Here is a 14,263-nt window from a genome sequence, read left to right on the forward strand (position 1 = left end):
ACTTTCAATTACTGTACAATCTATTATACCTTTCTCGAACGACATATATCAACTTTCATTTTCTGTTCGGATTAACTAAAGGTGTTCCTTTGTATTTCAAGAAATTCTTTCGTAATCCGGCTTCTCTCATGTATACTTGAAGTAAATCATATAACGAGGGAGAAATACACATGAAACCTCTAAAGAAGATCACATTAAAAGCACTTTCAAGCATAAATCTGAACATCAAAAAGAATTATCGCCTCTATAGAAAAGTTCAAAGGATCATCACAACTCCACTCAAACCGGACTATGAAACTCTGGATGATAAAATCATGGTTGGAGAAAGAGAAATTCCTGTTCGTGTTTTCAGCCCTCCAGGCATTGAGATGAACAAAGTACTGATTTTCTTTCACGGTGGAGGCTGGGTCACGGGAGATATTGATACCTACACGCCCATATGCAGCGCTTTGGCCGATTCGTGCAGGCAGACTGTTATCTCCGTAGATTACAGGCTGGCTCCAGAATATCCCTTCCCCAAAGGTCTAATAGACTGTTATATCGCAACAAAAGCCATCTTCCTGGAGGCAAACAAACTGGGCATCCATCCTGATGATATTACTTTAATTGGAGACAGTGCCGGTGGGAATCTTGCAGCGGCCGTATCCATATTAGCGGCAAAAAAGAAAGAGTTCTTTCCAAAGAAGCAGATTCTCATTTATCCAGCCACCTACCATGACCACTCGCAATCTTCCCCCTTTGCTTCCGTGACAGAAAATGGAGAAGATTACATTCTAACAGCACGTAGAATTGAGGACTACATGGATTTATATGTACCCGTGAAGAAAGAGCGGCTCAATCCTTTTGTGGCTCCACTGCTCTCAGAAAACCTCAATGATCAGCCAAATACACTTCTCATCACAGCAGAGTTTGATCCTCTTCGGGATGAGGGGGATGCCTATGGAATGAAGCTGAAAGAATTTGGCAACTCCGTTAGGGCTTTCTGTATTAAGGGCGCCATTCATGGATTTCTTGGAAACCCGCTGTCGATAGATGAGATTAAGAAAACACATGAACTCATTAAAATATTTTTGAATGAACCGCTTCAGGAAGGTCGTGTTAAAAATGAAAGAACAGAAGAAATACAAATGGAGTAGGCTGGATAATGCCTCCAAAATATTCCCTTCCACCATGAATGCACGGGACACAAAGGTGTTTCGGCTTAGCTGCTTTTTAAAGGATGAGGTGGACAGAAAGATTCTGGAGGAAGCTATTGAACCAACGCTTCAGAGCTTTCCCATCTACCGGTCTGTCTTAAGACGCGGTGTATTCTGGTACTACCTGGAGGAGAGTGACCTGATGCCTATGGTGGAGGAAGAGCACCTGTCCCTTTGCGCGCCTCTCTATCTGAAAGAATCGAGAGATTTGCTCTTTAGAGTACTGTATTATAAAAATAGAATCAGTGTGGAGATATTTCATGCACTCAGTGATGGAGCAGGCGCCATATGGTTCTTTGAAACTCTGCTGTTCCATTATCTTACAAAGAGATATGCTGATTTCTTCACCGAAGACTTTCTCACGCTCCTTCCTAAGGCCGCCATCAGTCAGAAGATGGATGACAGCTTTGAAAAAACCTACGATAAAACCTCTGCTGTAAAAGGAGAGAAACAAAGTACAAAGAAAAAAAGCAAAGTTTATCGTTTCAAAGGAACAAAAGTAGAAGAAAACAGAACAAAACTCATTGAAGGTACGATGTCCACAAAAAGAATCCTGGCACTGGCCCACGACTACAACACCACCATGACCATATTCCTTACCTCTCTCTATTTTTATGTCATTTTACAGGAGAGACCAAAGAAAATGAGTCATCATGAAATCGTACTTCAGGTTCCCGTAAACTTACGGCCATTTTTTGCATCCAGCACAGCACGCAACTTCTTTGCGGCAATGAATATCACCCTTGAACCCAAAGAGACTGAATGGACTTTGGAAGACATTATTAAAACAGTGGAACTCCAATTCCAGCGTGAAATGAGTCTTCCTCATATTAAAGAGCATGTGGACCACCTGATGGCGTTGGAGAAAAACCCCTTGGCAAGACTCATCCCGCTCCCATTAAAAGATTTGACTCTGAAGATTGCCAACGGAATAAAAGACAGAGCCATCACCTCATCCATATCGAATGTTGGACGCATTTCAATGCATAAGGAGTTTCGACCATTCATCGAAAAGTTCAGTGTTTTTGTCAGTGCCAGAAGACCTCAGATAGTACTCTGTTCCTATGAAGATCAACTGGTCATCAGCTTCACATCCCCATTCCATGATACTGAGCTTCAACGGCTTTTCTTTTCATTTCTTACCGATAAGGATATCGATGTTATCATATCCGGAAATTTATAGGAGGATATTGTCATGCAGTACTGTACGCATTGTAAAGTCCAATTGCTCGAAACCAGAAAACATTGTCCTCTATGTGGCAACAGCTTGAAAATAGAAACGGACCAGACCATACGTGAATCTTTTCCGAAGATTGATTCTTATATCAAAGGGACTGGTAAACTGAAACTTCTTCTTTTTTTATCAGTAGTCATTATTATCCTGAGTTTCACGGTTTACGCCTTCTTGCCCACTGAGCTGAATTATCCACTCCTCATCACTTTAGGCATGGGCAGCTTGTGGCTTGATATGATTTTCTTGGTGAAGAGAAGATTTCACATCCCTAAAAAAATAGTCTGGCAAGTGTTTATCCTGGCAGTGCTTTCTTTATTCTGGGATTGGAATACCGGTTGGTGTGGCTGGTCTATTACTTATTTCATACCATTTCTTTATATTACTGCTTTGCTTCTCATGTACGCCATTGCTGTAATCATGAAACTGAACAGCCGGGATTATATCACTTACGCCTTTATGTCGGCCTTATTCGGTGTACTGCCTGTCCTGTTTATCATGCTTGACTGGGTTACAGTGAAATACCCTTCCATTTTAAGCATCGCGTTCAGCAGTACCATCCTGTCAGCAATATTTATCCTTCAATGGGACAGTATTAAACTGGAATTCCAAAAAAGAATGCACATTTAGCCTGCAGAAAAGCCGGGATCCTTTGGTCCCGGCTTGCTTTTTTAGTCAAGTGAATTGATGTCAGAGACACCTCCGCCAACAAATACTTTTGTATTGATTCCATCATCCCTCAAAAGTATTTCAATCTCTGAAGGTCTTTCCATGAACATGCCTTGAAAGAATGTTCTCGTAGTCTCCGAGGACTTGGGCAGTTTGCCATACTTGTATAAGTACACGGCAAGAGCACCACTGGCAGTCCCTGTGGCAGATTCCTCCTGAATACCAAGTAGTGGCGCGAAGTTTCTCATGTACACAGAACCATCTGCTCCATAAGAATACACATGATATCCAGCCATATCTGCTTTGGAAGAAATGTCAGTGATTTTTTTGAAATCAGGCCGTAACGTGCGAAGAATTTCAAGACTCTTCACACCAACAATAAGATCTTTCAATCCCGTTGATACAATTTGGGGAGAAGGATGTTCCAAAAGACTGTCCACCTCAATGCCTAAAGAATCTGAAATTAAATGTCTGTCCATGGACTCAAAGAAGTTTGGTTCATCCATTTCCAGCATAATTTTATCAGGATGAACCAAGACCGTAAGAAGCCCCGCTGCAGTTTCAATCTGGTGGATCCCATCTGAAATTAGTTTCAGGTGTTTCATTAAGCCAATAGATGCAATGGTAGCATGACCACAAAGCCTTACTTCTTCCACTGGGGTGAAGTATCTGATCTTACACAAAGCATTTTCAGAGGCCATGATAAACGCAGTCTCTGAAAAGTTCAGTTCTTCGGCCATTTGCTGCATCTCAGATTCCTTCAAAAGGTCTGCATGCAATACGACGCCCGCTGGATTTCCTCCACCTGGAATTTTCGAAAATGCGTTCACAGTATACTTGCGCATTATCTCACTTCTCCTTATGTACTCTGCGTTTGATTCCGTCAGTGATAATAAGAGTCAGTGCAAAAAGAAGTAGTGGAACTGCAACGATGCCGGGGATCGTCACAATCAGATTTTCGACCAGCAGATACCCCACTAAAATAATGATGCCCACAATAAAATACGGACTGAATTTTGCTTTCATTTTATCCTCCTATTCATCAACCTGAGTACTATATTAATAGTACTTCAATGAGGCATTATTGGAAAGTAAAACCCATACGTCTTCATGTCAGATCATAATTATTCAAAGACTCTTTCAGCTTCAGCACCTCATCCTTCGTCAATGTGATTCCTTTTTTCATTTTTTCATGGCTCGGATCCCATTCTCTAATGTCAACTTTAGCGGGTCTATCATTCCAGCTCACCAGATTCACTTCTTTTGTCCAGCCCTTGCTCGAAACAGATAGTTCTCCAATCCTTCTAATGATTTCAAACCTCAGTTCATCCATGCTCTCACCTCCTTTGTTGATACCATTATTCACCATCGGTATCGAATGTATTCAAAAAAAACAAAAATACAATTTCTATGTACTGAATTATTCTGAAAGAAGAACATCAGGCTCTACATATTTGACCTGAGTGTGAAGTTGTAAACGTAAAATTCATATCCTGACCTTGCTAAAGGTAAGACTATTTCTTCTGAAGCTAAACAATCTAACGCAAAATAACATATTGTAATGACAATTTAAAATAATCACCCCTATTATCAACTCTCAAATTATCAAACCGATACAGAACCAGCACTTTAAACACATATATGAAAAAAATTTACATTTCTTCATAACTTCCTTACAAGTTAGACCTATAATAGGCTCTGTAATTAATTTGTAATGTTTGAATGTTAGGAGAACACAATGAAGAATATTAAGTTGAAAGTCATTGCGGCAGTTATCGCTAGCTCCACAATTTTCGGAGTGACCATTCCTGTAAATGCCACACCAGTTTCAAATGATTTGGAACAGAATGTGCAGATACAGCAAGAAGAGTACAAAGAGATTGAAAACAAAATCAACACTTTGCATATGGAGATTTCAGTGATTTTAGATGAAATTACTGATATTATGGTGAAAATAGAAGACAACGACGCGAAAATCACCGAAGTTGAAGCAAAAAAAGCGGAAACAGAAGCGAGAATCCGTGAGACCGAATCAGATCTTCATGTAAAGATTGAAGAATATGGTGAAAGACTCAGGGCTATGTATAAACAAGGCAATTCAGGTATGATCAGTGCAATTCTCGGTGCCGAGAGCCTTGCTGACTTCATCGCCCGCGCTGAAGCAATCATTCAGTTTGCCAAAATTGACCGACAGCTTCTCGATGAGATTGAAGAAATGAAGGCTGCACTTGAAAATGAAAAAAGTGCACTTCAGAAGAATATAGACGATCTTCAGGTATTGAAGGCTGCCAATGAGAAAGATATGGCTGAAGCTGAAGTAAAGAAAAGCGAAGCCGATGAAAAGCTTGCACTGCTTGAAGAAGAGGAACGCAAAATTGCCGGAGATCTCAGTAATCTGGAAACCATGCTGATCTCCACAAGCAAGTCCATCATTGATGATTCCGCAAGCAGTGATGACCAACTGAATGCGGCAATCACAGAACTGCGTAACATCCGTACTAGAATTATCACAGACAAAGCCGATGAGGAAGTTGTCCGTTATATCGAAAAAGCCAAAGCAATCCTAAAAGAGAGAAAGCTCGCGCGTGAAAGAGCACAAGCTTCTTCCAACGCTGGATACACTGGATCTGCTTCTGTTTCATCCAGTGCAATTGTCAACAAGGCTTATCAGTATCTTGGTGTGAGATATGTCTGGGGTGGAACCACTCCAAGCGGTTTTGATTGTTCCGGGTTCATACAGTATGTTTACCGTTCACAAGGCATAAGTCTTCCAAGAACATCAAGAGCACAGGCCGCATCTGGAAAGTATGTCAGCATTGCAAATGCGCAACCTGGTGATATTCTTTATTTCGGCCAGTCCTCTGTAACGCATGTTGGTATCTATATCGGTAATGGAAAAATGATCCATTCTCCAAGACCCGGGAAATCCGTGGAGATTGTAAGTATCTCTTGGCATGTGAACAATTATCGAATCAAAGGTGCTCGAAGAATCTAATCTAGTTCATAAAAATAGACTGCTGATGCAGTCTATTTTTGCTTCTATATTTATTTAACAATGCTGGGGTGAACATATCTTCTTCTTTTCTTTGTAGCATCACCATATTGAATCGCTTCAGCTGGACACCTATTGATACATGCAACACAATGAATACACTGATCCAGAACCCATACCGGTCTGCCATCGACCATTTTGATAGCCTGTGCTGGACATATTTCTTCACATAAATTACAGGAAACACACCGATCGTTTGCAAAGAATTTTTTGGTCTTTCTCCCCCGCACATAAAAAGGATAAACCGTACCTGTAAGCAGCTGGTCAAAGTGTGAAGATTTATGGTCTGAAGGTCCTTTAACGATAATAGACTTAATAACTTTATCTATACGTTCCTCTGCCTTCTTATTGATACTCTTTCTGTCTTCCTCATTGGATAAATCATAACCCATGATAAAATTATCCACCATCGGTACTGTATAAAAAGCTTCCGTTTCCAAACCATGATCCAGCAGGATCTTATCTACATATTTATCTGCTCCACCGCTGTTGCTGCCACATGTCATGATCACATATACATATGGATGTTCATTGCCATAAATCTTGAGTTTACTCATGAATTCCTCAACAATTGTAGGTGGTCCATAATAATAAACTGGAAACACAAAGCCAATCTTCTCCTGGTCTTTCACTTCAAAGGTGTACTGCTCATCATTACGGCTTCTCGCCATATCAATCACCTTCTCATTTATGATCCCCCCAATTTTCTCTGCCGTATATCTGGAATTTCCGGTTCCGCTAAAATAAAAAATCATAAAGCACCCCTCCTCAACAAATTTATCTTAACAGTTTTCCTGGAAGAATCCTAGTGTATCCATGAACTTCAATAAATCCGGATAGATTTTAATAAATTAAACAGCGCAAAATTTATCTGGAAAAAGCATTGACAAAAAACACCCCTTCTATTATGATAAATATGTATTGAATGTAGAGCATAATAGTCGGAATACAATGATGAGAAGAGTACGTTCTAAAGGAAACTTTCAGAGAGAAAATCCCTTGGCTGTGAGGATTTTTAGTGGATCTGGAACCGAAGTGCATCTCTGAGTACTGAATCGAAGTAACAGTAGACTTCAGCGGGAATGCCCGTTATAGCATTAGGGTATGTTTGTACCTTAAAAGTAATGAGTTATCCCTTCTTTTGGGGGTTAACAGAGTGGAACCGTGGAAGTATACTTTCGCCTCTGTATTTGGGGGCGGAAGTTTTTTTATCCTTAAAATTCTGCTTTTCTCCATATGTGATCGATTAAAGCCTGCATTCACGAAAATAAAGGAGGAATATCATGAACACTTTATACACAGTACTTGTTCTCGCCGTAGCAGCACTTATTCTCTATGGACTTTCCTACATGCAGAAAAAGCATATGTCCTTTACCAAAAGAGTCCTAACAGCTCTTGCCTTAGGAATTTTATTCGGTGCAGCCCTTCAGCTGATCTTTGGTACAGGTTCAGAAGTTATTACCACTTCAAACACATGGATCAACATCATCGGCTCAGGGTACGTCAGACTTCTCAATATGATCGTCATCCCTCTGGTGTTTGTGGCCATCACCACATCTATTGTAAATCAGGACGCTTCTGCACTGAAAAAGAGCGCTTCGAGTATCATCATCGTCCTGATTCTTACTACAGCCATTTCTGCAGGCTTAGGTGCTGGGATTGCAGGTATTTTCGGACTTGACTCCAGTGATCTCATTGCGGGGCAAGCTGAGACCGCAAGAGGAGAAGCTCTAGAGAGTACACTCACAGAGTTCCAGTCAAAGACAATACCAGAACAAATCACAGAAATCATCCCTAGAAATGTATTCTACGCAATGACTGGTCAAGGTTCTTCCGCTACTCTTTCTGTAGTATTCTTCGCTGCTTTCCTCGGAATTGCCACCATAGGCATAAGAAAGAAGAAACCGGAAAGCGCTGAAGCATTTAAGAATTTTCTTAATATGCTCCACGACATAGTGATGCGTATGGTAACGATGGTCCTTCGGCTCACTCCATTTGGTGTATTCGCACTGCTCAGCAGATTTGTTTCCACTTCGAACTATGCTGAAATATCAAGACTCTTTGAGTTTGTAGTGGCTTCCTATATCGCAATCATTCTAATGTTCCTTGTTCATTTACTCATTCTCATGCTGTTTAAACTCAGCCCAGTGAAGTTCCTTAAAAAAGCCAGTGTCCCACTGTCTTTCGCTTTCTCATCCAGGTCAAGTGCGGGAACTCTTCCTCTGAATGTTGAGACTCAGGTGGAGAAACTGGGTGTTTCCACAGGGATTGCCAATCTGTCCGCATCACTGGGTACCAGCATCGGGCAAAACGGATGTGCCGGAATCTATCCAGCTATGCTGGCAGTAATGATTGCTGTTGGAACTGGAGTACCCATGGATATCAGCTTTTTTGTAAGACTCATCCTCATAACTGCAATCAGTTCTTTTGGAATTGCTGGTGTAGGTGGAGGTGCAACCTTCGCAGCTCTTACAGTTCTCTCTTCAATGGGTCTTCCAGTAGGTCTCGTAGGACTTCTGATCGCCATTGAGCCACTCATCGATATGGCAAGAACTGCATTAAATGTATCCGGTTCTATGGTTGCTGGACTCGTTACTGCAAAGAGGCTGAATGAGCTTGACATGGATACATACAATAAAGACTTTTCAGATTCTGAAGAAGTATCCGCATAACAATCATAATGCTTTTAAGAGGAAGTCTCGAAAATGACTTCCTCTTTTTTATTCTCGTTTCTATCCTCTTTTAAATGATGCTGAAGGTTAGCTTTTCAGCTTCAAATGAAGTTACTCAAAACAGCATCACACATGAGCTAACAGTTCATTTTTAGTAAGAGAAACAGGTTCCGTTCATGTTATACTAAATATATCGAGGTGAATTACATGAACAATATTATTTTTCTGGTGGATATGAACGCCTTTTTCATCAGCTGCGAAATGGTAAGATATGATCATTTGAAAGGTAAACCAAGCGCAGTAGCTGGTGATCCGAAGAAAAGGACCGGAATCATTCTTGCTGCCAATTATGAAGCCAGAGCTTTGGGCATAAAAACGGCCATGTCACTTCATGAAGCACTGAAAATCTGTCCTGCACTTCAGACAGTTCCACCGGATCACTCATATTATGAGGAAATGTCTAGTAAAGTAATGGAGCTTCTGCAAAGATTTACCCCACTGGTAGAACAGAACAGCATCGATGAGGCCTGGCTTGATATGACTGGTTCACTTCGTCATTTTGGTTCTCCCGTGGAAGCAGCCACTCATATTATGAATCAAATCCGGGATGAATTGGATCTTTGGTGCTCCATCGGAATCTCCAGCAATAAATTTCTTTCTAAAATGGCCTCTGAAATGAAAAAGCCTTTGGGTATCACGGAGCTGTTCCCTCACAACATCAGAACCCTCTTGTGGCCACTGCCTGTTGGTTCCATGTATGGCATCGGAGAGAAAACTGCAGCACTGCTTCATGACGAGCAAATTTGGACCATCGGAGACCTTGCTCAGTATGATAAAGCAAAGCTGATACAAAGATTTGGTAAATCTGGGTATATCATGCATCTCCATGCAAATGGAATAGATAGAGATCCTGTTAGAATACGCACCATAGATGATCTTAAGTCTATCGGAAAATCAGTCACTTTACCTACTAATCTACAAGAGTTTTCTGAAGCATCAAAAGTACTGATGAGGCTCTCGGATGAGGTCTCAGTACGTGCTCGAGCTTTGCAAAAAAAAGGACACACAGTGCAGCTCATACTGAAGTATCCAAACTTTAAATCTATAACAAGACAAATGCAGATTCCATCTACAAATCTCTCAAAGTATATCTACGAAACCGGGGTACAGTTGCTCAGACAAGTATGGGACCCTTCTCAACCAGTGCGGTTGCTTGGTATTTCTCTCATGGATTTCGATGGAGAGAACCGCATAGAACAGCTCACTCTATTCGACACAGTCCTTAAAGACAATACAGGATTGATAGAGATCCAACGTGAAGAGAACCTGCAAAGTGCACTAGACAGCATTCATGCAAAATTTGGAGAGAACGTTGTGGTTCGGGCTTCCATTCTTGGAAATCCTATAAAAGACAATACTTCTGCCCATAATAAAGAGCCCTGAAGTTCATCAGGACTCTTCTCTCAAAAGGAGCTGCTTTACATTATGCTTCTTTCTTCTTAAATAACACCAGAGCTCCTCCAGCTGTCAATGCGGCTGTGAAGAAGAATGGAATCGCTACAGGAAGACCAGTTTGTGGTGCTTCGGTTTCTTCCATATCTACTTCCTGAAGTGTAAAGTTGGATGGAACTAGTACTGTATCAATAACGTGGATTACACCATTTGAAGCTTCAATGTCAGCTGATGTAACTGTGGAATCATTGATTTTAACTCCAGAGCTCAGATCAACGGTGATTTCCTCTCCGTTCACTGTAGCAGCTTTCATGCCATCTGTTAAATCAGTAGACATTACCTTACCGGCAACAACATGGTAGGTCAGTACTTTTGCAAGATCTGGCTGTGCAAGCAGTTCCTCTGCAGATATATCAAGAGCTTCCAGGAGCTTTTCAAAAGCTGCGTTGGTTGGTGCAAATACGGTAAAAGGTCCTTCTCCTTGAAGTGTTTCAACAAGTTCAGCTTTCTGAAGCGCAGCGACCAGTATACTAAAGTCAGGATTTCCGACAGCAATGTCAACAATATCATCCGTAGGTGCAGTAGCAAAAACAGGAATACTAAATACCATCATCATAACCGCAACAAGCATTGAGACTTTTTTCAACATTTTTTTCATTTTTTTGACCTCCTGATAAATTTTGTTTAATTTAATTTGATTTAATTTGTTTGTACCGTTATAATAACACTACAAAGATTCATGGTCCATAAAACCAATCAGATTATCTCATAAAATCACAATGTGTGTTTAATTATATAACAGGAGGTGATTATCACGAAACGTAAATACATAGCACAGATACTGATCCTACTTGCATTAACACAAGGATACCTGGGCTACAGACAGTGGACAGCAGCCGAAAAACTGAATGAGGCACACTCCGTATATAGTGAACTGGAAGCAGTTCCTCAAGTTCCCAACCAGATGGAATACACGCCACCAATGACAGGCTCTCCAACTGAAGTTCCCTCTAATCCCGATGCTTCCACTACTGAATATGTATTCTCTTACAACGCGAATCCAGCATCAGAGTTTCTGAAAAAGAACTCTGATTACGTAGGGCACATAAACTTACCTGGAACAAAGATCAATTACCCCATAGTGAAAGCACAGGACAACGAGTACTATCTAAATCGTAATTTTTTTCGGGAGAAAGATATCCTTGGCAGTATTTTCATGGATTACCGGAACATCGGAATGCATCTTGATAAACACACCATCATCTATGGACATTACACTGAGCAAGGCTATATGTTTGGTGACTTGGATAAATATTTGGATAAAGAGTACCTTCTAGAGAATCAGATCATTGAGTTCTCAACACCACAAGGTGTGAAATTTTATAAAATCTTTTCTGTCCATATTTCTCCAAAAATCAATTCTTATTTAGATACAACTTTTAAGAAAACCACATTTAGTGATTTTGTGAATAATTTAAGTGATATTTCTCTCGTGGAAGGACTGGAAAAACCCGACGTCTCCAAGCAGCTTCTTACCCTTGGAACATGCAACTACGCTATTAAAGATGGCAGACTGTTCATTCACGCCATTGAAATTGACCCACCTAAGTAAACCGCTCAAGTAAAGAGCGGTTTCTTTTTATATAATATTTTAAATGCACCGGCTGCTTCCACTCATCTCTACCTATTTGTGCAGATATTTGGTAAGATATATGTACTGTTCAGAACCTCTGATAGTATAAAAATGAAACAACAGGTGGTACTTAAAATATGAAATATATCAGCAAAGAAACATCTTCTACTAAAATAACTGCCAAATACTCTCTCATACACGGAAGCTATTGGATGGCCTTTGGAGCTACTTATAATTTTGTGACAGTTTATCTTCTTGCAAAGAATTACTCAAGTTCCGCCGTTGGCATCATCATGGCCATTACAAACATTCTGTCCGCAATACTGCAGCCCCTTGTTGCATCCTATGCAGATCAGGAGAAGAAATACACCTTAAAATCTCTCATGATGATTTTCCTGTCATTATCCACCTCATTTTCGATGCTTTTGTACTTCACAAAGACATGGGAGTCCATCAATGCATTTGTGTATTTTTTACTGCTTCTTTCGATGCTCACAGTCCATCCCCTACTCAACGGTTTGGGTATGAAATACATAGAGAAGGGTTATGGTATCAACTTCGGGTTTTCAAGAAGCATGGGCTCACTCACCTACGCCGTCATGTCTGTTGTTCTAGGCAGCCTTGTAGACAAAAACGGACCTGAGCTGCTCCCACTCTACTATTTCCTGCTGTTTTTCATCACAACAGCTGCAACTGTTCTATTTCTTCGCAGTTTTCCATACCCAAGTGATGACCCCACAGAAGAGCCTAAAAGCCAAAGCATAAAACAATCCTTGTCTCTCATTGAGTTTTCAAAGATGTACTCTGGTTTTTCCTTATATCTAGTAGGTGTCATATTCATCTTCATCTGCTTTAATATCATCAATATTTATATGATTCGCATCATTGAAGCCGTAGGAGGCAGCGAGAAAAACATGGGCACCGCATTTGCCATAGCCGCCATCGTTGAGCTTCCTTTCATGCTTACATTCTCAAGGTTACTCCGAAAATTCAAAGTTGAGACGTTACTCATGGTTTCAGCTTGGGCCTTCACAGCAAAAGTACTGCTTACTTTCTTTGCAGAATCATTGCTCGTCATTTATATAGCACAAGGGTTCCAGATGTTTTCATACGCACTGTTCATTCCTGGATCCATTTACTATGTGACAACAGCACTCCATAAAAGCCATATGCTCAAAGGACAGGCATATACGACATCCGCAACAACTGTTGGTGCTGTCCTTGGCAGTCTCATCGGCGGCTACCTTCTCTCTTTCACCTCCATTAAAACAATGCTTGCGGTAGGGTTTATGGTCTCCATCCTCGGAACCTTCCTCATGATCCTTGGTATAAGGAATTGCAGCAAATGTAGTCGCGACAAAAACTGATGTAACGTCTATGATGCACAAATAACTGTATCTGTAATAGAGTGAGAAGAACTGTTCTGTTTTCACCAGAATGAACTTGATTTATTCATCCTAAGTGCTATGATGTGTATTGAGATATCGGTAACAATACTATTGGATTCGTAATATACCATTAACCAAAACCCTTTGATTAATGGCATCTTTTAATGATTCGATAAGTTGTTTCCCATTTATCTCAATATATCAGAAGCGTCCTTCAGGACCGCTGAAATTCTATAGCTCAAAGGAGAGTTACATCATGAAAAAAACACTTACACTCGTAATGGCTGCCGCACTTTCTGTTCTATTTGTAGTAGGTTGTGCCGCTGAGAAAGAAACACCAGAGACCCCTTCTGAAACTCCAGTTGAAACTCCAGCAGAGACTCCAGAAGAACCTGCTGAGGAAAAGATCTCAATCAATTCTATGCTGGAAAAAAGAGAACTTACCGCTGAAGAAATGACCTCTCTGGAAAAAGTAGTATCTCTGATGAGATCTGTTGAAGATACTGTACAAGTATCAGTATTCAACATGACCGAAATAGATGGTGGATTCAACATTGAGTTTGTTCTGAAGAACAACTTCAAGGAGAAGACTGTTGTTGAAAAGGATACTATAATTTTAATCACTACACAGGAAGACGAAGTCATCGAAATTCCAGTTCCTGCAGACGTTGAAATTGAAGCAAACGGTGGAGCAATATTCGAAGCTGAAGTACTTACCGACAAACTTACCGCTAGAAAAGATATCTACTTCATCGAATTTAAGGCAGAAGACGCTGAATAATTCACTTTCTTTATGTCATTAGAAAAACAGTGTATGTTCGTCATACACTGTTTTTTTGCGGAAAAATCTATACACTTGTACATCATCCGCTAAAAGAGAGGATACTCTACCCTCTTTTATACCGCTCCAATTAAAAACCCCAAAATCGACCGAAGTATTCTTGTGCTTGACACTCCCACAGCTAAAGCA

At 40.6% G+C, this 14,263-nt stretch carries 14 protein-coding genes and 1 other annotated feature; of the genes, 9 read left to right on the top strand and 5 right to left on the bottom strand.

The window, feature by feature from the left end; all coding sequences use genetic code 11:
- The first annotated feature begins 170 nt into the window (after positions 1–170).
- From DEF30_RS10650 to DEF30_RS10660, 3 genes are all read left to right on the top strand, one after another.
- Positions 171–1,136 (top strand): alpha/beta hydrolase, encoded by a 966-nt coding sequence (locus DEF30_RS10650; RefSeq protein WP_294099140.1) that lies wholly within the window; start codon positions 171–173, stop codon positions 1,134–1,136.
- Entirely contained in the window at positions 1,105–2,379 is a 1,275-nt protein-coding gene (locus DEF30_RS10655) for a hypothetical protein (protein WP_294099141.1), read from the top strand. Before DEF30_RS10650 ends, DEF30_RS10655 begins: the two co-directional genes overlap by 32 nt.
- 84 nt (positions 2,380–2,463) lie before the next feature.
- Positions 2,464–3,057, top strand: coding sequence for a DUF6320 domain-containing protein (locus tag DEF30_RS10660; RefSeq protein ID WP_294099142.1), 594 nt, complete (start codon positions 2,464–2,466; stop codon positions 3,055–3,057).
- Between the two features lie 41 nt (positions 3,058–3,098).
- Here DEF30_RS10660 and DEF30_RS10665 read toward each other — a convergent pair whose 3' ends face one another.
- From DEF30_RS10665 to DEF30_RS10675, 3 genes are all read right to left on the bottom strand, one after another.
- On the bottom strand, positions 3,099–3,941 hold the full coding sequence (locus DEF30_RS10665) for a PhzF family phenazine biosynthesis protein (RefSeq protein WP_294099145.1): 843 nt from the start codon (positions 3,939–3,941) through the stop codon (positions 3,099–3,101).
- A gap of 4 nt (positions 3,942–3,945) precedes the next feature.
- Positions 3,946–4,122, bottom strand: a complete 177-nt coding sequence (locus DEF30_RS10670; RefSeq protein ID WP_294099146.1) for a hypothetical protein — start codon at positions 4,120–4,122, stop codon at positions 3,946–3,948.
- 82 nt (positions 4,123–4,204) lie between these two features.
- Positions 4,205–4,429 (bottom strand): PC4/YdbC family ssDNA-binding protein, encoded by a 225-nt coding sequence (locus tag DEF30_RS10675; RefSeq protein WP_294099147.1) that lies wholly within the window; start codon positions 4,427–4,429, stop codon positions 4,205–4,207.
- A gap of 405 nt (positions 4,430–4,834) precedes the next feature.
- On the opposite strand from DEF30_RS10675, the gene DEF30_RS10680 reads away from it, so the two are divergent.
- Positions 4,835–6,091 (top strand): C40 family peptidase, encoded by a 1,257-nt coding sequence (locus DEF30_RS10680; protein ID WP_294099148.1) that lies wholly within the window; start codon positions 4,835–4,837, stop codon positions 6,089–6,091.
- A 50-nt stretch (positions 6,092–6,141) separates the two neighbouring features.
- Here DEF30_RS10680 and DEF30_RS10685 read toward each other — a convergent pair whose 3' ends face one another.
- Complete coding sequence (locus DEF30_RS10685; RefSeq protein ID WP_294099149.1) at positions 6,142–6,903, bottom strand: EFR1 family ferrodoxin; 762 nt, start codon at positions 6,901–6,903, stop codon at positions 6,142–6,144.
- A gap of 187 nt (positions 6,904–7,090) precedes the next feature.
- Positions 7,091–7,337 (top strand) — a binding site (T-box leader).
- A gap of 94 nt (positions 7,338–7,431) precedes the next feature.
- Between DEF30_RS10685 and DEF30_RS10690 the strand changes: the two genes are divergently transcribed.
- Both DEF30_RS10690 and dinB read left to right on the top strand, forming a co-directional pair.
- Positions 7,432–8,820, top strand: coding sequence for a cation:dicarboxylase symporter family transporter (locus tag DEF30_RS10690; RefSeq protein ID WP_294099150.1), 1,389 nt, complete (start codon positions 7,432–7,434; stop codon positions 8,818–8,820).
- A 207-nt stretch (positions 8,821–9,027) separates the two neighbouring features.
- Complete coding sequence (gene dinB, locus DEF30_RS10695) at positions 9,028–10,263, top strand: DNA polymerase IV (protein WP_294099152.1); 1,236 nt, start codon at positions 9,028–9,030, stop codon at positions 10,261–10,263.
- A gap of 40 nt (positions 10,264–10,303) precedes the next feature.
- On the opposite strand, the gene DEF30_RS10700 is transcribed toward dinB, so the two are convergent.
- Positions 10,304–10,930, bottom strand: coding sequence for a fasciclin domain-containing protein (locus DEF30_RS10700; RefSeq protein ID WP_294099155.1), 627 nt, complete (start codon positions 10,928–10,930; stop codon positions 10,304–10,306).
- A gap of 147 nt (positions 10,931–11,077) precedes the next feature.
- On the opposite strand from DEF30_RS10700, the gene DEF30_RS10705 reads away from it, so the two are divergent.
- The 3 genes from DEF30_RS10705 (at position 11,078) to DEF30_RS10715 (ending at position 14,074) form a co-directional block, all read left to right on the top strand.
- Complete coding sequence (locus DEF30_RS10705; RefSeq protein ID WP_294099157.1) at positions 11,078–11,884, top strand: class B sortase; 807 nt, start codon at positions 11,078–11,080, stop codon at positions 11,882–11,884.
- A 158-nt stretch (positions 11,885–12,042) separates the two neighbouring features.
- Positions 12,043–13,272 (top strand): MFS transporter, encoded by a 1,230-nt coding sequence (locus DEF30_RS10710; protein WP_294099159.1) that lies wholly within the window; start codon positions 12,043–12,045, stop codon positions 13,270–13,272.
- A gap of 277 nt (positions 13,273–13,549) precedes the next feature.
- Positions 13,550–14,074: a hypothetical protein gene (locus tag DEF30_RS10715; RefSeq protein ID WP_294099160.1), complete on the top strand. Its 525-nt coding sequence runs from the start codon at positions 13,550–13,552 to the stop codon at positions 14,072–14,074.
- Positions 14,075–14,263: the final 189 nt, after the last annotated feature.

Origin of the sequence: Proteiniclasticum sp., assembly GCF_003514505.1 — a bacterium.
Classification (GTDB): Bacteria; Bacillota; Clostridia; order Clostridiales; family Clostridiaceae; genus Proteiniclasticum.